Source organism: Sphingopyxis sp. Root1497 (assembly GCF_001427085.1).
Lineage (GTDB): Bacteria > Pseudomonadota > Alphaproteobacteria > Sphingomonadales > Sphingomonadaceae > Sphingopyxis.
Map to the genome: position 1 here is coordinate 1,084,918 of NZ_LMGF01000005.1, position 22,273 is coordinate 1,107,190.

Consider the following 22,273-nt stretch of genomic DNA (forward strand, 5'->3'; position numbering starts at 1 on the left):
AGTGAGTTCCCCATTTCCACCAACTCCCCAAAGGCTTCGACCAATGCCCGGCCGTTCGCTTGACCCCCGCGGGCCATGAGCGGACAAACGCTCCCATGTCCGCCGCCTGCCGGGAATGGGCCGGCGCACGAAAAGGAGCTGGGGAAATGAAGAAATTTTTGGGTGGGGCCGCGGGCCTCGCGATTGCCGCGACGTTGGTTGCGGTGCCGGTGCTGGCGAACGACATGGGGCCTTTCGCTTCGTTGAAAGCCGAGGCGGGCGAGGCGTCGGCGAAGGACGACGCGTCGCTCAAGGCCCTTACCTTTGGCGCTTGGGGCGTCGATCTTGGCGCGCGCGACACCTCGGTGAAGCCGGGCGACGATTTCGACCGTTTCGCCAATGGCGGCTGGTTCGCCAAGACCGAGATTCCGGCCGACCAGGCATCGGCGGGGGTCGATTACGATGTGTATAACCTGACCCAGCGCCAGCTGCGCCAGGTCGTCACCGGCGCGCCGGCGACGAGCCAGGTTGGCGGGCTGTACCAGAGCTTCACCAACGAGGCGCGGGTCGAGGCGCTCGGCGCCAAGCCGCTGATGGCCGACCTCGCGCACGTCGCGGCGATCAAGGACAAGGCCGAAATGGCGCGCTTCATGGGCGCGTCGCAGGGCGCGTTCGGCATGACGATCGTCGGCGGTGGTCCTTACGCGGACACCGACGATCCGACGGTCAACGTGCTGTGGCTCGGCCAGGGCGGGCTCGGCCTGCCCGAGCGCGAATATTATCTCGACGACCAGTTCAAGCCGCAGCGCGACGCGTACCGCGCCTATATCGTCCGCACGCTGGGCATGACGGGGACCAAGAACCCAGAAGCCGCCGCCGACGCGATCCTGGCCTATGAGACCGAGATCGCCAAGGTCAGCTGGAAGATCGCCGACCGCCGCGACATCGGCAAGATCAACAACCCGATGTCGTCCGCCGAACTCGCCGCCTATGCGCCGGGGCTCGATTGGGATGCGTGGTTCGCGGGGGCGGGGATCGCGCCGCAAAAGCGGATCATCGTCAACGAGACGACCGCGATCCGCGACATCGCCGCGCTGTACGCCAAGACACCGCTCGATACGCTGAAGCTGTGGCAGCAATTCCATGTCGCCAATCAGGCGGCGCCCTATCTGTCGAAGGCGTTCGTCGACAGCCGCTTCGATTACACCAAGGTGCTGAGCGGGGTCAGCGAACTGCGTCCGCGCTGGAAGCGCGGGCTGACCCTTGTCGACGGCAGCCTTGGCGAGCTGGTCGGCGAAACCTATTCGCACGAATATTTCCCCGCGAGCGCCAAGGCGAAGATGGAGACGCTCGTCGCCAATCTGAAGCTGGCGATGGGCGACCGGATTCGCGCCAACAGCTGGATGGCACCCGCGACCAAGCAGGCGGCGCTGACGAAGCTTGAGCGGATGGACGTGATGGTCGGCTATCCCGACAAATGGCGCGATTATTCGGGGCTGAAGATCGATCCGGCGGACCTTTACGGCAATGTGAAGCGCAGCGGCCAGTTCGAATATGCCTATGGCCTGTCGGACCTGAACAAGCCGGTCGACCGCAAGAAATGGTCGATGAACCCGCAGGAGGTGAACGCGTATAATGGCGGGCTGGAGAACAAGATCGTGTTCCCGGCGGGCATCTTGCAGGCTCCCTATTTCAGCGAGAGCGTCGACGATGCGGTCAATTACGGCGCGATCGGCGCGGTGATCGGGCACGAGATCGTCCATGGTTTCGACGACCAGGGGCGCAAGATCGACGCCAATGGCGCGGTGCGCGACTGGTGGACGCCCGAGGATGCTGCGCGTTTCGACGCCGCGGCCAAGGCGTTCGGGGCGCAATATGCGACCTATGAGGCGGCGCCCGGGGCGTTCATCAACCCCGACCTGACGATGGGCGAGAATATCGCCGATCTCGCGGGGCTGGAGGTCGCGTACGACGCCTATCACCGCTCGCTGGGCGGCAAGGAAGCGCCGGTGATCGACGGGCTGACCGGCGACCAGCGCTTCTTCCTCGCCTTTGCCCAGGCCTGGCGCGACAAGGCGCGCGAGGATTCGATCAAGCAGCAGGTGGCGAGCGACCCGCACAGCCCGGCGCGCTGGCGGATCATCGGGCCGGTACGCAATGTCGACGCCTGGTATACGGCGTTCGGCGTCGATGCCGGGGCCAAATATTATCTGAAGCCCGCGGATCGCACCAAGATCTGGTAAAGGCCTACTCGGACAAGGCGGGGGCGGCGGTCGGTCGTCCCCGCAGCGCCATCACGCCCAGCGACAGCGCCGCGCCGACGATGACGAACAGCGCGGGGAAGCCGCCGAGCACCGACATCATCCGGATGCCGTCGAGCCCCGCCGCCGCGACGAGCACCATCGCGACCATCCCGACGGTGACGCCCCAGACGATCTGGATCCACAGCGGCGCTTCGGGGCGCTCGGGGGTGATGCCGTGCGTCGACAGCGCGCTCATCGCCGACACATTGGCGTCGGCGCCCGCGACGTAAGACAGGAAGATCGCGAACAATACGATCGCGGTCACGACGGATCCGCCGCCGAGCGCGTCGAACAGGCGGAACAGCACGGGGTCGGGCCCCTGCGTCGACAGGATCGCATAGAGGCTGGCGCCGCTTTGCTGGTCGAGGACGATCGTCGCACCCGCGATCGCGGTCATCCACACCGCGCCGAACAGCGCGGGCAGGATCAGGTTGAACAGGATGAAGGCGCGGACGCTGTAGCCGACCGCGAGGCGGCCGAGGAACAGCGCGGTCACCGGCGCCCAGGCGAACCAGTTCGCCCAGTTGAAGATCGTCCATTGCCGGTGCCAGTCGCGGTCGACGTCGAGCCCGAGGTTGCGCGGCACGAAGGTGCCGACATAATCGGCGCCGCCGCGCAGCGACAGGCCGAGCATCTCGGCGGTCGGTCCGGCGAGAAGCACGAAGGCGATGATCGCGAAGAAGATCCAGGTGTTGAGCACCGACAGCCCGGCGATGCCCTTCTGCAACCCCGTCGCGGCCGAGATGAGGAAGCTGGCGACGATCGCGATCATGATGCCCCAGCGCAATCCCGCGCCGCCAGCAAAACCGCCGAGTCCTTCGATCCCCCCCGCGAGCGCCAATATGCCGGCGCCCATCGACGCCGCCATGCCCGCGACGAGCGCATAGAGGCAGATGATGTCGATCGCCGATCCGACCGGTCCGTGGGCGCGCTTTCCGATCAGCGGGACGAACAGCGACGACAGGCTGAACGGTTCGGCGCGGTTGTAATAGACGAGCGCGAAGGCGAGCGCGGCAACGGTGTAAATGCCGTAGGGCGTCAGCGTCCAGTGCAGGAACATCGTCGACATCGCGAAGGCCGCGGCGCCGTCGCTGCCGGGTTCCAGTCCGAGCATCGCGGGTGGGGTGTTGAGGTGGAACAACGGCTCGGCGGCGCCCCAGAACAGGATGCCGGTGGCGATGGTGGTGCACAGCATGACCGCGAACCAGCGCCAGCGGCCGAGCAAAGGTCTGGCGTCGGGGCCGCCGATGATCGTCCTGCCAAGCGGCGACACGGCGACGGCGGCGAGCAGGATCAGGAAAGCGACCCCCGCGACAGCAAAGACCGGGCCGAGCCAGAGGAGGACCCAGTCGTTGATCGCGACCTCGGCCTCGAAAAAGGCCGCGCGCTGCCACAGGCTGAACCCCACCGCCGCCGCGAGGATGGCGAGCGGTACGAAGAAGACCGGGCGGTTGATGCGGCGCGGCAGTGCGGCTGGCAAAGGCTGGTGTCGCTTGACAGGGGGAAGGGGCGCCCAGCATGACGTGGCGGGCGCGATCGGTCAAATCCGGGCGGAACGGCCAGCGTGCATGCGCGTTTGAATCGACGGACAAGTCTCGCAAGGAGAGCTTCGATGACCAGGAAGATTTTGACGGCGGTTGGCGCATTGGCGCTGATTGCCGGGACGCAGGCCGCGGCGTTCGAGCCGCTGCCCGACGGCACCACGACCGAGGAACGGGCCAGCACCGCGCGGCTCAACGCCGAACAACGCGCCCGCGCCGAGGCCGAGCGGGCCGCTTATGAACAGCAACTCGCCACCATCGCGCAGCAGGAAGCCAATTCGCAGGCAACCTTCGCGCAGGAAACCGCCGACTATGAAGCGGAAAAGGCGCGGGTTGCCGCGATGTCGGCCGAAGAGCGGATCAAGTGGGAGGCCGACGTCGCAGCATGCAAGGCCGGCGACACGACGCGTTGTGCGCCGCCCGCGGTGCCGCCGCAGCCTTGACCGCGGACCAGTCACCATGGCCCACCTTATTGCGGGGGCGCGGTTCCGACCGGCGGCATCTCGGCCGAAGGCGTCGTTGCCACCACGATGGGCGGCGCGCCGCTTTCCGGTTGTGACGCCGAGGGTGAGGGCGGCTGTGCCTGTGCGGTGGGGACGGGCGACTGCATCGCGATAACCGTGTCAGCGATGCCGGGATCGTCGAAGCTGCCACCGTAGCGATAATCGTCCTCCGGCTCGTCGGCATAATCGATCGCGACGGCGCCGAGTTCGCGAAATTCGCCGTCCATTCGGTCTTCGCGGGCGAATTTCGCGCGCATCCCCGATCCATATCCCTCGCCGCAGCCATCGCAGGGCACGACCGGCTGGGTTTCGACCCGCAAGGCGTCGGGGTTGCCGGTGAGCTCGGCATAAGAGGCGCCGTCATCGTTGCCGCCGTTCATCCCGCCGGTCGCCATCTGCCCAAGCAACAGGCCACCGATGGCGCCGAGGCCGGCGACCCCCAGCCATGCCAGGACTTTGAGCGGTGCCCCTTTTTCGGTCATGGCCGATAAACGCGGCGGGATCATTCGGGTTGCATCGTCGATCGTGTGCGCCTTTGGCCATTCGTCGACGACCGAACGCGCTTCGTCTGCCAATCGAGCGCTCGTTCCAGCCGGTCGAACCCCGACTGCGCGGCGCGGGAAAAGCCCATATCTCCTCAAATGCGGGATACGGGGGCGGTGGCCTTCCCCGGTCCAGGTCCTCGTATCCCGCATCCCCCAAGAGAGGACTCCCCCATGGCGAAACTGACCCTGATCCTGCTGGCGGCACCCATCGCGCTCACCAGCCTTTCCTTTCCTGCCGCCGCGCAGGAGAAAAAGACCGTGATCGTCCGCTACGACGATCTCAATATTTCGAGCGTGTCGGGTCGCGAGCGACTGAACACGCGCGTCAAGATGGCGGTGCGCGACGTCTGCGGCACCCGCCTGGCGCAGGGGCTGCGTGCCCAGCAAAAGGCGCGCTATTGCGAAGATATCGCGATGAACGACGCCGACGTGAAACTCGCCGCGCTGTTCAACGGCGACGGCACGGCGCTCGCCTCGCGCGGCCCGGTGATCGTCGCCGCGCCCTGACGATGTCCCACGGCCATTGGCCGGAAAAGAAGGCGGTCATGCTCCGGCATGGCCGCCTTTTTGCGTAAGGGACCCGGAATCGTGCGACGAGCCGATGCTTGGTCTGCTGAAAAGATTTGCGGAGCCCAAATTCCAAGGGCAGTAGATGATTCATCTTGTTTTTTCGGGGGAAATTTGGGTGGCGGAAATTGTTGGCGGTCCGAGCGATGACACGCTGAACGGCACGGCGGAAGCCGACACGATCATCGGCAATGACGGCAACGACAAGATCGATGGCATGGGCGGCGCCGACACGATCCAGGCAGGGGCCGGCGACGACATCATCTATTCTTCGGCGACCGCTCACAATGTCGCCGGCGACACGATCGACGGCGGGGAAGGCTTCGACACGGTCCAGGTCCGGACCGCCGGTCAGAATATCAGCCTAGTGAGCTTCATCAATATCGAGGCGCTTGTATCGCCCTTGGGCTCCTCAGGCCTCGCGACGCGCGTTACCGCCGCGCAACTCGATGGCCTGATTTCGCTCTCGGGCATGTTCGAAATCGTCGATGGAGGGACGATCTCGCTGGCGGGCGCGCGGCTCGGCAACGGGACGGCCATCCGCTTTTCCAATGTCGCGACGACGCTCGATCTAAGTTCGGCCGCGGTCGTCGGACCTAATAGCCTGATCGACGTGATCGTCCACGGCGGTACCGGCAATGACAGTATTACCGGCAGCATTTCTAACGACGTCATCTCTGGCGGCGGCGGTAACGACACGCTCGAAGGCGGCGACGGCAACGACAAGCTCACTGGCGGCGCCGGGGTCGATATCATGCGCGGCGGGGCTGGCGACGATACGCTGGTGATCCAAAGCATGTCGGAGGTGAACAGCGCGGAAGTCTATGAGGGCGGCGCGGGTTTCGACACCCTGTATTTCGATGGATTTTTCGGTCTGGGGCAATTCGATCTCACCGGTCTGACGCTGTCCGGGATCGAGCGGGTTTCGGATGGCTCCAGTTTCTCCAACTATGCCCATCTGACGATGCGGATAGCGCAGGTCGATCTGTTGACCGAGATCGACGCCAATATCGTGCTGTTCGACGGCGGAACCTTGTCGCTCGCCGGTGTCACGCTGACGGGCGATGCGATTTATTCGAGCAATAGCGCGACGACGGTCGATGCGAGCGCTGCTGCCGCGGGTTTTCTCCGCTACATCGGCGGAACCGCGGCCGACGACGTTACCGGCACTGCGAACCGCGATAACCTCAACGGAGGCGGCGGCGACGATATCATCAGGGGCGGGCTCGGGAACGACAGGCTTCAGGGTGGAAGCGGCGTCGATCGGCTCTATGGCGGCGACGGCGACGATCAACTTTATATCGGCAACGGCGAAGGCGTCGCGGGCGAAGTCTATGATGGTGGAGCCGGGATAGATACGCTGTTCGTTGTCGATACCATCGACCTGCGGACCGTATCGATTTCGGGCATCGAAGAGATCACGTCCGGCGGCGCGGAGGGGCGTATCACGATCGGCATCGCGCAACTGACGGGTCTGCAGCGTGCGCTGGGCGATTTCCAGCTCGCCGAGGCCGGCAACCTGGTTCTCGCCGCCGACGGGGTCGACCTCAGCCAAAGCCGGCTGAGGACTACCGACACTGCAACGACGATCGATGCGCGGGCGCTCGGTTACGGTCTCCGGATACACGGCGGAGCGGGGAACGATGTCCTGCTCGGCGGTTTGGGAGCGGACGTGCTCGAAGGCGGCGGCGGCATCGACCGTCTCGACGGGGGCGACGGCGACGACCTCCTGCACCTCGGCGGATCCGACTACGTGTCGGGTGCCTATGTATTTACGGGCGGCGGCGGCTTCGATTCGCTCTCGCTGTTCGTCGGGGATTTCGATCTGACGCGGGCGACGGTGACGGGCATCGAGTCCATCCACTATAACTCTGCTTCTTCCGACAATATTTTTATGATCTCGGTCGCACAGATGAACGCGCTGTCGGCCTTCCGTGCCAACGGGCGTGTCCAGATCGCCGATGGTGGCACGATATCGATGAACGGCAGGACGTTCAGTGCATCGACCGTCGTTCTGTCCAATGCTGGCAATATCTTCGATCTCACGAGCGCGACGGCGAGCCGGGTCCATGTCGTGGGCGGCACGTCCGCCGACACCGTCACCGGCAGTGCCTTCAACGACTACCTGTTGGGCGGCGGCGGCAGCGATGTGTTGAATGGGGCAGACGGTGCGGACATGCTCGAGGGCGGTGCCGGGCGCGACACGTTGCGCGGCGGCCTTGGGGACGATACGCTGGTGATCGGTACGATGTCGGAAACGGTAGCGGGCGAGATTTACGACGGCGGGGACGGCTTCGACACGCTATTCTTCCTTGTCGGTGCCGACGGGTATGATCTTTCGAACATCACTTTGACCAGCGTCGAGGAACTGCTCGTCAACGGCGGCCGCCTGTCGCTGACCGCGGCGCAGCTCGACCAGGCAACCTCGATCCATGTGGGGACCTATATCCTCACGACCGCGGGCTCGGTCTCGATGAACGGTGTGTCGTCGCGCGGATCGACTTTCTTCCTGTCGGACCTGGGCAACGACTTCGACCTTACCGGCTTCCTGCCCGGCTCGGGCACCGTCACAGGCGGTGCCGGCGACGACCGGATTACTGGTGCGGGCGGCGCCGATACGCTGTCCGGCGGCGGCGGGAACGACATCATAGCCGGTGCCGGGGGCAATGATGTCATCGATCCGGGTACCGGCGTCGACCGCGTCAGTGGCGGCGGCGGTGCCGACACCATCGTCTTCTCCGCGGCCTCGTCGTCGAGCACACCGACGGGTATCGGCCTGATCGACGGCGGTGCGGACGCCGACACCATCGATTTGCGCAACGTCGGCCCCACCGCGGCGGGGACGATCGAGGCCGAGCCGGGGCGGTTTGCCTTCGGGATCATCGTCGGCAGCCAGCGCTTCGAAGTGACCGCAGTCGAACGCATATTCTTCGGCAATGGCAACGACACCATCGGCGTGCCGCCGGGCTATACCGGCACGATCGACCTGCGCGCCGGGGGTGGCAACGACATAATCACCGCCGAGGGTTCTTCCAAATTCTATGGCGAGGACGGCGACGACAGTTTCTTCCTGTCGGGCGTGTTCGGGCGCACCGCGTCGGGCCTCGTCGATGGCGGCGCCGGACGCGACCGGCTCGATCTCAATATCGCTTTCACGGTCGATCTTACGACGGCGATCGCCCGGGCGGGCGATGCGACCTATTCGGTGCGCGGCTTTGAACATATCCGCGCGGCAGCGACCGGCGGCTACCTGACCACCATCCTCGGCTCGGCGGCGGCGGAAACGATCGAAGTCAATGCGCAGTTCGATGACGGGTCGGTCGGCGTCGTCTTCGACGGGCGCGGCGGCGACGATATCCTGAACGGCAGCAAGGGGGCCGACGAACTGCGCGGCGGCGGCGGTAATGACGTGATCGACGGACGGGCGGGCGCTGACCAGCTTTTCGGCGGCCTCGGCAATGATATTTTCCATGTCGACCGCACCGGCGATATCGTCTTCGAAAATGCCGGCGAGGGGACCGATACCGCGATCGCCACGGGCAGCTTCTACCTCTACGCCAATATCGAGAATCTGACGCTTGCGGCGGGCGCGGGGAATATATTCGGGGTCGGCAACGAACTCGCCAACACGATCCTCGGCAACGAAGGCGAAAATCTGCTGATTGCAGGCGCGGGCAAGGATGTTGTCCGCGGTGGCGGCGCGCGCGACGCGATCTTCGGCGAAGACGGCGACGACCAGCTCTTCGGTGACGAGGGGATCGACTATCTTGTCGGCGGGACCGGCAACGACGTCATCGACGGCGGAGCCGACGCGGACGAGATTTATGGCGAGGACGGCAATGACACGCTGATCGGCGGGACGGGCTTCCACACCGACATCCTCGTCGGGGGCATCGGCAACGACATATTGCGCGGCGACAGCACGCTCGGCGACTACGACCTGCTTTACGGCAACGAGGGCGACGACCGTTTCTACGTCGACACGCCTGACGACCTCGTGTTCGAGCAGGCGGGGCAGGGCACCGACACCGTCTACGCCAATATCAAGGGCGCCGGCTATTATCTCTACGCCAATATCGAAAATCTGGTGCTCGAGGGGAATACGCCCTTCGGCGTCGGCAATGTGCTCGACAACCGGATGACCGGCAACGCCGCGGGCAATTATCTGCTCGGCGGCGGCGGCAACGACACGCTGAATGGCATGGGCGGCAACGACGTGCTGTTCGGCGAGGCGGGGAACGATGTCTTCGTCTTCACATCGGGCGGCGGTTCGGATGTGATCGGCGACTTCACGCGCGGGCAGGATCGCATCGACCTCAGCGCGCTTGGCATCACCGGGCTGGGCCAGATCAGCGGCGGCTTTGTGCAGGACGGCAATGTCGGCGCGATCCTGCTCGCGTCCGGCGACGTGATCGTGCTGCACAATGTCCAGATGGGTTCGCTCACGGCGGGCGACTTCATTTTCGCCAGCGGTTCCGCGAAGGTGGCCGACTTGTCGGATAAGGCGATGGATGCCTTGCAAACCTTGGAATTCGGTAGCGATGCCGCGCTGTTCGGCGCCGATCAGGGGGCCGAAATCTGGCTGAGCTACCTCAATCGCGAGGCCGTGATGTTCGGGTAGCCGGCGGCGGGTCAGTTCTGCATGATCGCCTTGACGTCGTGGAGGTAAGTGCGTCCGATACGGTGGACGCCGCCTTCGCCCAGATCGACGCTCCAGGCGCCGTCGCCATGATGTTTGAGCCCGACGATACCCTCGCGGCGGATCATCTTGGACCGGTGGATCCGCATGAACTGGTCGGGGTCCATGCGCGCTTCGAGCGACTTGATCGTCTGGTGGATCAGCCAGCTGCGCGCGCCGACGTGAAGCCGCATATAGTCGCGTTCGGCCTCGATCAAATCGACCTGGCCGGCGTCGATGCGCAGCATCTCGCCGCGGTTCTGGACCCAGAATTCGCCGATCCACTTGCTCTTGGGTGAGCGGGTGCGGTCGGTCGTGCGCCATTCGCGTACACGGCCCAACGCGCGGCCAAGCCGGTCGGGGGATACCGGCTTGAGCAGATAGTCGACCGCCGCGACGTCGAAGGCGGCGACGGCATATTGGTCGAAGGCGGTCACGAAGATCACCGCCGGCGGATTGTCGAGCTGGTCGATCGCGGCGGCGACGTCCAGACCGTTCAGCCCCGGCATCGCGATGTCGCAGAGTACGAGGTCGGGCGCGAGCGCATCGACCAGCCGCAGCGCCGAGGCGCCGTCGGTCGCGGTGCCGACCAGCGACACGCCTTCCTGTTGCCCGGCAAGGATCTGGAGCCGTTCGATCGCGAGCGGTTCGTCGTCGACGATCAGGGTTCTCAGCGTCTGGATCATTTCTTCAGCACCCCTGCCTGGCGAAGGGCAGCCACAGCGAGACGACGAAGCCGCCATCGTCCGACTTGCCCCATTCGCAGCCCGCGGTCGGGCCATAGCGCGTCATCAATCGCTCGCGCACATTGCCGAGACCCAGGCCGGTGCCGGGTTCGGGAACCGGCGCCGCGGAATCGACATCGTTTTCGATACGCAGCACCAGCAGGCCGTATTCGGCGCTGGCGGTCAGGCGGATCGCGATCGTGCCCTTGCTGGGTGCGACGCCATATTTGATCGCATTCTCGATGATCGGTTGCAGGATCAGCACCGGAACGCACGCATGCTCCAGTTCCTTCGGCATCGTCACTTCGACGTGCAGCCGGTCGGGAAAGCGCGTCTGTTCGATGTCGAGATAGAGGCGCTGGAGCGCGATTTCCTCGTCGAGGCTGACGAGCTGTTCGGGGTCGATCGCGAGGCTCGAGCGCAGGAAGGAGGCGAGGTTCATGATCATCGTCTCGGCCTCCGCCTTCGAGCCGCGCAGGACGAGGGTCGACAGCGAGTTGAGCGTGTTGAACAGGAAGTGCGGATTGACCTGGTAATGGAGCGCACGAAGCTGCGCTGTCTGCGCCTCGATCCGATAGCTGTCGGCGCGCCGTTCGACCGCGTGCATCTCGTTCGCATAGCCGAAGGCGACATAGAGCGCCGCCCACACCGCGAAGAAGAAATACCAGCGGATCGAGCTGTCGAGGATCAGTACCGTTTCCCATGCGACCGGATATTTTTCCTGCACCTCGGCGATGATCGTCTTGGTGTCGGGGCCGGGAAACCAATAGTAAAAGACCAGCAGGTTGATCGTCGCATAGAGAACCACCAGCGGAATCGCCGTCCCCAGGGCGGCGGCCAGCCTGGCACCGAAACTCTTTGGCTGCACGCGCTGGAGCAGTTGATAGAGGACGAAGGTGCACAGAATGCCCGCGACGACGACGATCGCGCGCCGGCCGACGAACTCCCATTGGTCGGGCGCGCCGGTGAGCAGCGCGAGCCCGGTGGTGATGAGGAAATAGAGCATCCACATCGCGAGGATCGAACCGATCGCGACGCGCGGATTGACGCGGGCGTCGGAGGCGCGCCAGTCGGGCGCGGCGGCGAGGAATCTGGCGCGGCGATCGCTCTGGGCCAGTTTGCGGTCGGACATGTTCATTGGCGCCCTCCTATCGCAGCCCACGCAATAGCGCGAGTCGTCACCTGACCGCCAGTCGAAGGCGGGGGGAGGTTGGTCGAAAGCGCGGCCCGGCTCAACCGGCCGCCGCTGGCGCTCTCATCGCGCCGCGCCAGCCGCCGCGCCGGTACACCGCCCATGCCATCGCGAGCGAGGCAATCGAGGACAGCGGGAAGCTCCACCACAATATGTCGCTGCCGATCAGCGGGTAGCCGAAATAATAGATGCCGAGGCGGATCGGGAACATCGACAGGAACAGGATGATCAGCGGCGGCACGACCGAACCATTGGCGCGCAGCGTGCTGATGAGGACGATCGTCGTGCCGAAGGGCAGGAAGGTCCAGGTCGCGATATATTGGATGTTGCGCGCGACATCGATCGCGTCGCTGCCGCTGCCGAGGAACAGCGCGAGCGCGGCGCGATCGAAGAGCAGCAGCAGGACAATCAGCACCCCGGTCATCGCGAGATTGATCGCGATCCCGCTGTTGGTGACCGACGACACGCGGTCCCAGCGCCCGGCGCCGATATTCTGCGCCGCCATCGAGCTGACCGCGGCGCCGACCGCGAGCGCGGGCATCTGGATATAGTTCCACAGCTGCAGCGTCGCGCCATAGGCGGCGGCGGTGACGAGGCCCTCGCGGTTGACCAGCCCGACCATGACGAGTCCGGCCCCCGAAATGACGAGCATCTGGGCGCCCATCGGCAAGCCGCGCCCGATGATGAAGCGCAGCTCGCTCCATTTGGGGAGCAGGTAGGACAGCTCGTGCCCGCGCAGGCGCAGGACATGGTTCTTCGCATAGAACCAGCCGATCATGCCGATCAGCGCGATCGTACCGGCAACGGCGGTCGCCAGCGCGCTGCCCGCGATGCCGAGGCGCGGGAAGGGGCCGAGGCCGAGGATGAGGATCGGGTTGAAGGCGATGTCGAGCACCACGGCGAGGATCATGAAGCGCAGCGGCGTCACCGCATCGCCGGCGCCGCGCGAGGCCATCATCAGCGTCACCGACAGCATCGAGGCGGGCACGGCGAGGAAGGTCACGCGCAGATAGTCGTGCGCGAGCGTAAAGGCCTCGGGCGGGGTTTTCAGCCAGTGCAGTATCTGATCGGACGCGAACCAGCCGACGATCGCGATGACCACCGAGAAGATCAGCGCGAGGCCGATGACGCCGCCGGTCGCCCGGCGCGCGGCGTCGACGTCGCCGCGGCCCATCGACTGGCCGATGAGCACGGTCGCCGCCATGCCGAAGCCGAAGAAGGCGCCGAACATCAGGAACATGATGATGTTGGCGTTGGCGGTCGCGGCGAGTGCGCTTTCGCCGAGGAACTGGCCGACCCAGATCGCGTTGACCGAACCCGACAGCGTTTGGAGAATATTCGACGCCAGCGTCGGTAGCGCGAAGAGAATCAGCGTTTTGGCGATCGGCCCAGTCGTCAGGTCCATCCGCCCGCCGCCGCGTGCGGTCTGGCGCGGCGGAACGGGATTGGCCGCCGGGTCGGCGGCGGCCGCAACCGGCGTCGGCGTGACGGGTGCCTCGCCGTCGCTCACCCCAGGCGGGCCAGCGCGGCGGTCAGGCGATCGGCCTCGGCGTCCTTCGCGGCATGGTCGGCGCGCGCCTTTTCGACCGCTTCGGGCTTGGCACGCTCGACGAAGGACGGATTGTTCAGGCGGCCGGCGAGGCCGTCGCGTTCCTTCGTCGCCGCGGCGAGCGCTTTGGTCAGGCGGTCGCGTTCGGCGGCGATGTCGATCACGCCTTCGAGCGGGACGGTGATGGTCTCGCCTTCGACGACGAGCTGCGCCGACGCACCGGCGGGCGCGGGGTCGAAGCTGACGGCTTCGAGCCGCGCGAGGCGGTCGAGCTGCGCCGCGAGCTTGTCGGTGCGGGTCCTGAGCGACGGCGGGAAGTGCGCGGTGAGGCGGGCGCCCGGCGGGAGGCCGAGTTCGGCCTTGGCGGTGCGCAGTTCGCCGACGAGCTTGATCAGCCAGTCGATGTCGGCGCTCGCCTCGGCATCGCGTGCGACGTCGGGTGCAGGCCATTTGGCTGTGATCAGCGGATAGTCGGCGCGGTCGCCGAGCCCGGTCCACAGCTCTTCGGTGATGAAGGGCATGAAGGGGTGGAGCATGACGAGGATCTGGTCGAGTACCCAGCCGGCGACGGCCTTGGTCTCGTCGTCGATCGCGCCCCTCTCGACTTCGCTCGAGGCAGGCTTGATCAGCTCCAGATACCAGTCGCAGAAACGGTCCCACGCGAAGCTGTAAATCGTGTTCGCGGCTTCGTCGAAGCGGTAGTCGGCGAGCGATTTGTCCATCGCCGCGACGGTTGCGGCGACTTCGCCGATGATCCAGCGGTTGACCGGCAGCGTTGCGGCGGGGGCTTCGAAGCTGGTCGAGGCCGAAATGCCGTTGGCTTCGCAGAAGCGCGCGGCGTTCCACAGCTTGGTCGCGAAGTTGCGGTATCCGGCGAGGCGCGCGTCATCCATCTTGATGTCGCGGCCCTGGCTTTCCATCGCCGCCATGAAAAAGCGCAGCGCGTCGGCGCCATATTGGTCGATCAGCCCGAGCGGGTCGACGACATTGCCCTTCGACTTCGACATCTTCGCGCCGTCGGGGGCGCGGACGAGGCCGTGGAGATAGAGCGTCTTCCACGGCACATCGCCCATGAACTCCATGCCCTGCATCGCCATGCGCGCATCCCAGAAGAACAGGATGTCGAAGCCGGAGATGAGGACATCATTTGGGTAGTGGCGCTTGACGAGGTCGGTGTCTTCGGGCCAGCCGAGGGTCGCGAACGGCCAGAGGGCGGAGGAGAACCAGGTGTCGAGGACGTCTTCGTCGCGGGTGAGCGCGACACCTGCGCCGGCTTCGGCCTGCGCTTCCTCTTCGGTCTCGGCGACGAAGATGCGACCATCGTCAGCGTACCAGGCCGGAATCCGGTGACCCCACCACAGTTGGCGCGACACGCACCAGGGCTGGATATTCTCCATCCAGTTGAAGAAGGTCTTTTCCCACGTCTTGGGGACGATGTTGATGCGCCCGTCGCGCACCGCCGCCATCGGCGGCTGCGCTAGCGTTTCGGCGTCGACATACCATTGGTCGGTGAGCCATGGCTCGATCACCACGCCGCCGCGGTCGCCGAACGGGGTCTGGATCGTGCGCGGCTCGGCGTCATGCTCGGCGCCGTCCTTGTCGACATACGCGATCAGGAAGCCGCCTTCCTTCATCCGTGCCACGACCAGTTCGCGCGCGCCGTCCTTGCCGTCGCGCTTGAAGCGGTGCAGGCCAAGATATTCGGCCGGGATCAGCCCATCGGTGGTCTGGATGACGTTCGCGTCCCCGTCGAGCATGTTGAGCATCTCGCCGGGCTTGAAGCCCGCGCGCTTGCCGACGTCGAAGTCGTTGAAATCATGCCCCGGGGTGATCTTCACCGCGCCCGAACCCAGTTCGGGATCGGCATGTTCGTCGGCGACGATCTTGAAGCGGCGCCCGGTGATCGGCTGGAGAATGTCCTTGCCGATCACGCTTTGGTAGCGCGCGTCGTCGGGGTGTACCGCGACCGCCATGTCGGCGAGCATCGTTTCGGGGCGCGTCGTCGCGACCTCGATATAATCGCGGCCATCGTCGAGGGTGACGCCGTCGGCGAGCGGATATTTGAAGTGCCAGAAGCCGCCCTGGATCTCGTGCGTCTCGACCTCGAGGTCCGAAATCGCGGTCTTGAGCTTCGGGTCCCAGTTCACCAGCCGCTTGTCGCGGTAGATCAGCCCCTTTTTATGGAGGTCGACGAATACCTTGACCACCGCGGCGGTGAAATGCGGGTCCATCGTGAACTGTTCGCGGTTCCAGTCCATCGAGCAGCCGAGGCGGCGGAGCTGGCCGGTGATCTGGCCGCCGCTTTCGGCCTTCCACTGCCACACCTTGTCGATGAAATCCTCGCGGCTGTAGTTGGTGCGCTTGTCCTGCCGCGCCTCCAACTGGCGCTCGACGACCATCTGCGTCGCGATGCCGGCATGGTCCATGCCGACGACCCATAAGGCATCCTTGCCGCGCAGGCGTTCGTAGCGGACGAGGACGTCCTGCAACGTGTTGTCGAGCGCATGGCCGATGTGCAGCGCGCCCGTGACGTTCGGCGGCGGATTGACGATCGTATAGGGTGTCGCGTCGGGGCGCGCGGGGCGAAACAGCCCGCGGCTTTCCCATTCATGGGCCCATTTCGCCTCGATTGCGGCGGGATCGAATGTTTTTTCCATCGGCATAATGCGCCGCGCTTTGCCAGCCATGGTGCGGCGCGGCAAGGGGGAACCATCCCATTCTCGTCATGCCGGACTTGATCCGGCATCCCGCTTTTGTCGCTGGAAGGGCGGTAGCGGGACCCCGGATCAAGTCCGGGGTGACGAGATAGAGGAAATCGGCGCTATTTCTTGAGGTAGATCTTCATCCAGTCGAACACCGTGCCATACCATTGTACGCTGTTCTGACCCTTCAGCACCCAATGATTCTCGTCGGGGAAGACGAGCAATTGCGACGGGATGCCGCGGCGCTGGAGCGCGGTGAAGCTGGCGATGCCCTGCGTATAGGGGATGCGGAAATCCTTTTCGCTGGTGATTACCAGCATCGGGGTCTTCCATTTGGCCACGTGATTGACCGGGTTCCATTTTTCATATTCTTGCGGAACGTCGTAATAGGTGCCGCCATGCTCCCACTCGTCGAACCATAGTTCCTCGGTCTCATAGGCCATGGCGCGGGCGTCGAAGACGCCGTCGTGCTGGACGAGGCACTTGAAGCCGTCGGGCCATTGGCCCGCGATCCAGTTGGTCATGTAACCGCCATAGGAGCCGCCGAGCGCGCAGGCGTTGGTCACGTCGAGCGACATATCCTGCTTGCCCGCCGCGGCGAGGCCGAGCTTCAGATCCTCGAGCGGCTTGCCGCCCCAATCCTTGTTGATGCTGTCGGTAAAGGCCTGACCGTAGCCGGTCGAGCCGTGGAAATCGATCGTCACCGCAGCATAGCCCGGTGCTGAGAACAGCCGCGGGTTCCAGCGCGTCGACCAGCCGTTGCCGAAGCTCGACTGCGGGCCGCCGTGAATCAGGAAGGCGACGGGCAGCTTGCCCTCGGCCTTCGCGGGCTTGACGATCTGGCCCCAGACGGTGTCGCCGTTCGCGCCCGCGAATTGCAGCCGCTTGACGTCGACGGGATCGATCTCGGCCATTTGCGCCTTGTTGACTTCGGTCAGCCGGGTAACCTTGCCCTTGGCGTCGCGGACGAACAGGTCGGTCGGGTCGGCGATGCTGTTGCGGCTGTAGAGCAAAGCGCCGCCCGGCAGCGGGGTGACGTCGCCGATATTGCCTTCCCACTGGTCGGTGGTGGCCTTGAGCTTTTCGACCTTGCCGGTCTTGGCATCGACCTTGAACACCGGATGATCGAGTACATCCTGCGCGGTGACATAGAGCGACTTGCCGTCGGGGGCCCAGACGATCGAGGCGACCGAGCGATCCCAGGCGTCGGTCAGCTTGCGCGTCTCGCCGGTCGACAGGTCGCGCAGCATCAGCACCTGGCGGTCGGCCTCATAGGTCGGGCGCGCCATTGCGGCGTAGGCCAGAAACTTGCCGTCGGGCGAGGGGGTGGGCAGGGTGTCGGTCGCCGCATTCGCCTCGGTCAAATTCTGCGGCATCATCCGGCTGTCGACCAGCCAGCTGTAGATATCGAGGTTGGTCGACATCGGTTCATTCCGGTCGGCCTTGCGCAGCGTGAAATAGACGGTGCGGCTGTCGGTGCCCCAGGCGAGTTCCTCGCCGCCGCCGAAGGGTTTGGACGGGCTATCGCCGGTCACGCCGGCGTCGACCGCGCGCTCGGTCGTCGCCTTCCCGCCTTCGAGGTTGAAGACGAAGGGGCGGCTGTAGGTGCCGGGGGTTTCCCATTCGTCCCAGTGGCGGACGAAGCCGACGCCGTCCTTGTACAGGCGGCCGGTGCCGGGTCCGGGCAGCGCGCCCTTGTCCTTGGCGTCGCAGCCGAAGGTCGTGCATTCCTTGGCGATGTCGCCCCAGGCGAGCAGCTTGGTGCCGTCGGGCGAAATCTTGAAGCCCGAAACGTCAGCCTTGGTATCGGTCACCTGCACGGCCGGCGTGTTCATCGACTGGAGGTCGATGCGCCAGATCTGGCTCTTGCCCGAAGCGTTGGAGAGGAAGAACAGCATGCCGTCCTTGTGGAAGGCCGGGTCAGTTTCATTCTTGCCCGCGGTATCGGCGATCCGGACCGGCGCGGCATCCTTGGCGTTGCGATCGACGACCCACAGTCCGGTCGAACGCTTATACGTCTCGGGCGCGGTCTCGGTCATCTGATAGACCACCCATCGTCCGTCGGGCGAGGCGGTCGGCGCGGCGACGCGCTTGAGCGTCGCGAGGTCGACTTCGGTCATCGGCCGGGCGAGGGCAGGGGTGGAGAGAGCGGCGGCGAGCGCGATCGCGCTGGGCAGGATGAAGTTACGCATGCAACGGCTTTAGCGATGCGGCGGGCGCGTTCAAGGACGAAGCGGCCGTCGCCGCCGTCCCTTTTTCGAGGCGACGGAAAAGCGGGCTTGCCGACGACAAATCAATCCTCTCTGGCTTTGTCGGCGCCCTGGCGCCATCGGCCCGCGCTCGAAGGAGAATTGCGTGTCGAAGCCCGAGCCGAGTCGTTTGTTCATTCCGCTGCTCGCCGGCGCGAGCCTGCGCGACCGGATGATCGGCAGCATCGGCGCGTTGATGGGCATCGGCCTTGCCGGGTTGATCTGCGCCGCGATGTTTCCGGCGTCGATGCCGTGGATCATCGCGCCGATCGGGGCGTCGGCGGTGCTGTTGTTCGCGGTTCCATCGAGCCCGCTCGCGCAGCCATGGTCGATCGTCGGGGGCAATGCCATCTCCGCGATCGTCGGCATCGTCGTGGCGCAGGCGATATCGACCCCGGCACTCGCCGCCGCGCTGGCTGTGTCGACCGCGATCCTGGTGATGTCGCTGCTGCGCTGCCTCCATCCCCCGGGCGGCGCGGTCGCACTGAGCGCGGTGCTCGGCTGGTCGACCTTTGCCAGCCATGTCGTCGACTTCCTCGTGCCGGTGCTGATCAATTCGCTCGTCCTCGTCGCGATCGGCATGTTTTTTCACCGCTTCTCGGGACACAGTTATCCGCATCGCGCGCGGCCGGTGGACGGGAAGGCGCTGGTTCCCGCGCCGTTGGGTCTGCAAATGGCGGACATCGACGCCGCGCTCGACGATCTGGGCGAGACCTTCGACATCAGCCGTGAGGATCTGGCGCTGTTGCTCGAGCGCGCCGAGGTTCATGCGGCGTCGCGGATGGGCAAAAGCTAGGGCGTTCAAGGGACGCTTTCGGCCTCTCCCCCGCCGGCTTTGTCGCACTGCTTGCGGCTTTTGGCCATTGTCTCGGACTTGCGCCATGCCGAGCGGAACAGGCGGTCGCGTTCGGCTTTCGCACCGAGATCGTAGCGTGCCTGTGCGACCGGGCGACCCATGGTGTCGCGTAGCGATAGCGTGACAGCGGACCCGGTTTCCAGGCGTTCATAGGGATCGCCATCCCAGTCGGTGTCGTCGAGCTGCGCCGAGGCGTAGCGAAAGGGGTTGCCGCCGATCTTGTAGGCGACGCCGAACGGTTCGGGTTCGACGCTCCAGCTGTCGCCGCCGTCCAACAAGACCCACATGGTCAGCCGCCGGAGCGCGCCGTTGGGGCCGCCGACACTCGACACGTCGCCGATGGCCCCCGTCAATGCGCCGATCGCCTCGGCGTCCGCATCGTCATATTGGATGACGAGACCGGGGTGACCCAAATCCTGATATTGGGGCGTGCTGGCGTCGAGCATCGGCGGCGCCCAGCTGACCGAGCGCGACCATATCTCGCCGTCGCTGTCGACCTGCGCGGTGATATCGACATGCGCGCCGCGGCTGCCCTTGGCGCTGGCCGTGCAGACCCATTCATCGTCGCCATATTGCGCCGCCGCGGGCGTCGAGGTGGTGAGCAGCGCGGCGACGACCAGCGCGCGGATCATCGGATCAGTACTCCGCCCTTCATCACATGATCGATCTTTTCGAGCGCGCGGATGTCGGTCAGCGGGTCGGCCTTGACCGCGACCATGTCGGCATAGCGCCCCGGCACGAGGACGCCGATGTCGGTGCGGCCCATTTCCTCGGCGGCGCGGCCGGTGGCGGACTGGATCGCTTGCATCGGCGTCATTCCATAGCGCACCATATAGGCGAACTGGCGGGCGTTGAGGCCGTGCGGATAGACGCCGGCGTCGGTCGCGAAGCCAATATTGACCTGCAACTCGACCGCGCGCTTGAACGCCGCGCGCTGGGCATCGGTGGTCTCGCGGTTCTTGCGCAGATATTCGGCGGGCCAGCCCTCCTTGGTCCCGATGTCGTCGATATAATCGCCGTTGTAGATGTCCATCGCGAGCCAGGTGCCGTGCTGCTTGGCGAGGCGGAGCGTCGCTTCGTCGGCGAGGCTGGCATGTTCGATGCTGTCGACCCCGGCCTCGATCGCATTGCGGATGCCGATCGCGCCATGGGCGTGCGCGGTGACGCGTTTGCCGCGGGCATGGGCGACCTTCACGATCGCACGGAGCTGCTCGGGCGTCAGTTCGGGCGCGCCGGGTTCGGTGCCGATCGCGAGCACCGCGCCGGTCGCGATCGTCTTGATGAAATCGGCGCCATGGTCGAGCAGGTAGGTCGTTTTAGCGGCCGCTTCCTCGGGCGTCGCCGCGACGCCGAGACGCATGTCGGCGGGCAACTGATCGTTCGGGACGACGCCGTTGAGTTCGCCGCCGCCGCCGGGGATGGTGAGATAGGCGCCGGCGACCCACATGCGCGGACCCGGCACGTCGCCGCGCTCGATCGCGTTGCGCAGCGTCACGTCGGTGAGGCCGCGATAGGTGCCGACGTCGCGGACGCTGGTGAACCCGGCGTCGAGGGTCACGCGGGCGTTGCGCGCGCCGACGAGCGCGGTTTCGGCGGGCGACGCCTTCATCGGCGCGGCGAGGTCGGCGCTCTGGCCAAGGTCGGCGAGGTGGGTGTGGAGGTCGATCAGGCCGGGCAGCACGGTGTAGGCCGACCAGTCGATCACCCTGGCGCCGTCGGGCGCCTTGCCGCACGGTGCAACCTCCTTGATCCGCTCGCCCTCAACCGTGATGCAATGACCGGTGCGGACTTCGTCGGTGACGCCGTCGATCAGCCGCCCCGCCGTGACATAGAGCGTCTCCGCCGCCGCCGGGGCGGAAGTCACCAGAAGGGTCGCCGCTGCGGCGGCGATCAGATGGCGGCGCTGAAGGTGTCGCACTGGCGGGGGTCCCCGGTCTGCAGGCCGCGACGCAGCCAGCTCATGCGCTGTTCGCTCGTGCCGTGGGTGAAGCTTTCGGGGACCGGGCGCTGGCCCGCCGAGCGCATCAGCGTGTCGTCACCGATCGCATTTGCGGCGGTCATCGCTTCTTCAAGGTCGCCGGGTTCCATCACGGGTTGGCCGGCGCTGTTGCGCGCGCGGTTCGCCCAGACCCCGGCATAACAATCGGCCTGCAATTCCATGCGCACCTGATAGGCATTGCCTTCGGCCTGTGAGGCGCGTTGCTGTGCCTGACGGACCTTGTCCGAAATACCGGTGATCGTCTGGATATGGTGACCGACTTCGTGCGCGACGACATATGCCTGCGCGGCGTCGCCCGCGGCGCCGAAACGCTGCGCCAGTTCGTTGAAGAAGGCGGTGTCGAGATAGACGCCCTGATCCGCGGGGCAATAGAAGGGACCCATCGCCGCCTGCGCGGCGCCGCAGCCCGACCGGTTCTGGTCGGTGAAGAAATTGAGCGTCGGGCGCTGGTAATTGCTGATAAGATTGCCCCACACCTGATGCGTCGAGCCGAAGACGTTGCACGCGAATTTCTCGGCCGCCGTGTCGCAGGCGACGTTGGTCCCGCCGCGGCTGTCGGCCTGTGGATCGACGGTGCCGCCGCCGCCCGACAACATATTCATGCCGCCACCGAAAAACATGAAAGCAAGCGCGCCGAGCAGCAGGATCGTGCCGCAGCCCATCTTGCGTCCGAGCAGCATCGGGAGCAGTCCGATGAGCAGCCCGCCCATGCCGCCGCCGCCCCCGCCGCCGCCAAATCCGCCGCCGCCGCGGCCGAGGTCGCGGATATCGTCGCCGGGATCATAATCGTCGAGGCGCATTTCGGGGGTCTCCAGCGCAAAAGTCAGGTCCTGTCCGTTTGTGGCAGTAGCCCGCCGCAATTGGAAGGGGCTTCGCATCGTCCGC

At 65.7% G+C, this 22,273-nt stretch carries 15 protein-coding genes; 5 read left to right on the plus strand and 10 right to left on the minus strand.

All coding sequences use genetic code 11. The annotated features are described in order from the left end of the window. Nucleotides 1-146 precede the first annotated feature (146 nt). On the plus strand, nt 147-2,222 hold the full coding sequence (locus ASD67_RS19660; protein ID WP_056350760.1) for a M13 family metallopeptidase: 2,076 nt from the start codon (nt 147-149) through the stop codon (nt 2,220-2,222). A gap of 4 nt (nt 2,223-2,226) precedes the next feature. Here the strand turns inward: ASD67_RS19660 and ASD67_RS19665 are convergent, their stop codons facing one another. Continuing rightward, nucleotides 2,227-3,762, minus strand: coding sequence for a BCCT family transporter (locus ASD67_RS19665; protein ID WP_200938072.1), 1,536 nt, complete (start codon nt 3,760-3,762; stop codon nt 2,227-2,229). A 132-nt stretch (nt 3,763-3,894) separates the two neighbouring features. On the opposite strand from ASD67_RS19665, the gene ASD67_RS19670 reads away from it, so the two are divergent. Then, on the plus strand, nt 3,895-4,266 hold the full coding sequence (locus ASD67_RS19670; protein ID WP_056350762.1) for a hypothetical protein: 372 nt from the start codon (nt 3,895-3,897) through the stop codon (nt 4,264-4,266). A gap of 26 nt (nt 4,267-4,292) precedes the next feature. Here the strand turns inward: ASD67_RS19670 and ASD67_RS19675 are convergent, their stop codons facing one another. After that, nucleotides 4,293-4,808 (minus strand): hypothetical protein, encoded by a 516-nt coding sequence (locus ASD67_RS19675; RefSeq protein ID WP_156377798.1) that lies wholly within the window; start codon nt 4,806-4,808, stop codon nt 4,293-4,295. A gap of 234 nt (nt 4,809-5,042) precedes the next feature. On the opposite strand from ASD67_RS19675, the gene ASD67_RS19680 reads away from it, so the two are divergent. After that, entirely contained in the window at nt 5,043-5,378 is a 336-nt protein-coding gene (locus ASD67_RS19680) for a UrcA family protein (RefSeq protein WP_056350767.1), read from the plus strand. A 178-nt stretch (nt 5,379-5,556) separates the two neighbouring features. Further along, nucleotides 5,557-10,059, plus strand: a complete 4,503-nt coding sequence (locus tag ASD67_RS19685) for a beta strand repeat-containing protein (protein ID WP_162248620.1) — start codon at nt 5,557-5,559, stop codon at nt 10,057-10,059. 11 nt (nt 10,060-10,070) lie between these two features. Here the strand turns inward: ASD67_RS19685 and ASD67_RS19690 are convergent, their stop codons facing one another. From ASD67_RS19690 to ASD67_RS19710, 5 genes are all read right to left on the minus strand, one after another. Beyond that, entirely contained in the window at nt 10,071-10,802 is a 732-nt protein-coding gene (locus ASD67_RS19690; RefSeq protein WP_056350771.1) for a LytR/AlgR family response regulator transcription factor, read from the minus strand. 4 nt (nt 10,803-10,806) lie between these two features. Beyond that, nucleotides 10,807-11,979, minus strand: a complete 1,173-nt coding sequence (locus ASD67_RS19695; RefSeq protein ID WP_056350773.1) for a sensor histidine kinase — start codon at nt 11,977-11,979, stop codon at nt 10,807-10,809. A 94-nt stretch (nt 11,980-12,073) separates the two neighbouring features. Next, nucleotides 12,074-13,543, minus strand: a complete 1,470-nt coding sequence (locus ASD67_RS19700) for an MATE family efflux transporter (RefSeq protein WP_235535748.1) — start codon at nt 13,541-13,543, stop codon at nt 12,074-12,076. Further along, on the minus strand, nt 13,540-16,245 hold the full coding sequence (locus ASD67_RS19705; RefSeq protein WP_056350774.1) for a valine--tRNA ligase: 2,706 nt from the start codon (nt 16,243-16,245) through the stop codon (nt 13,540-13,542). Before ASD67_RS19705 ends, ASD67_RS19700 begins: the two co-directional genes overlap by 4 nt. Before the next feature lie 158 nt (nt 16,246-16,403). Beyond that, nucleotides 16,404-18,476 (minus strand): alpha/beta hydrolase family protein, encoded by a 2,073-nt coding sequence (locus ASD67_RS19710; protein WP_056350777.1) that lies wholly within the window; start codon nt 18,474-18,476, stop codon nt 16,404-16,406. 163 nt (nt 18,477-18,639) lie between these two features. On the opposite strand from ASD67_RS19710, the gene ASD67_RS19715 reads away from it, so the two are divergent. Then, nucleotides 18,640-19,329 (plus strand): HPP family protein, encoded by a 690-nt coding sequence (locus ASD67_RS19715; protein WP_327197035.1) that lies wholly within the window; start codon nt 18,640-18,642, stop codon nt 19,327-19,329. Between the two features lie 5 nt (nt 19,330-19,334). On the opposite strand, the gene ASD67_RS19720 is transcribed toward ASD67_RS19715, so the two are convergent. From ASD67_RS19720 to ypfJ, 3 genes are read right to left on the minus strand one after another with little or no spacing between them, the layout of a single operon-like run. Then, nucleotides 19,335-20,021 carry a hypothetical protein gene (locus ASD67_RS19720; RefSeq protein WP_056350779.1) on the minus strand — a complete coding sequence of 229 codons (687 nt, stop codon included), beginning with the start codon at nt 20,019-20,021 and terminating at the stop codon, nt 19,335-19,337. Next, the gene (locus tag ASD67_RS19725) at nt 20,018-21,307 is read right to left on the minus strand and encodes a metal-dependent hydrolase family protein (protein WP_056350780.1); all 1,290 of its coding nucleotides are present in this window, start codon (nt 21,305-21,307) and stop codon (nt 20,018-20,020) included. The genes ASD67_RS19720 and ASD67_RS19725 overlap by 4 nt, the downstream gene beginning before the upstream one ends. Continuing rightward, nucleotides 21,280-22,188 (minus strand): KPN_02809 family neutral zinc metallopeptidase, encoded by a 909-nt coding sequence (gene ypfJ / locus ASD67_RS19730; protein WP_056350782.1) that lies wholly within the window; start codon nt 22,186-22,188, stop codon nt 21,280-21,282. Before ypfJ ends, ASD67_RS19725 begins: the two co-directional genes overlap by 28 nt. Between the last annotated feature and the right edge of the window lie 85 nt (nt 22,189-22,273).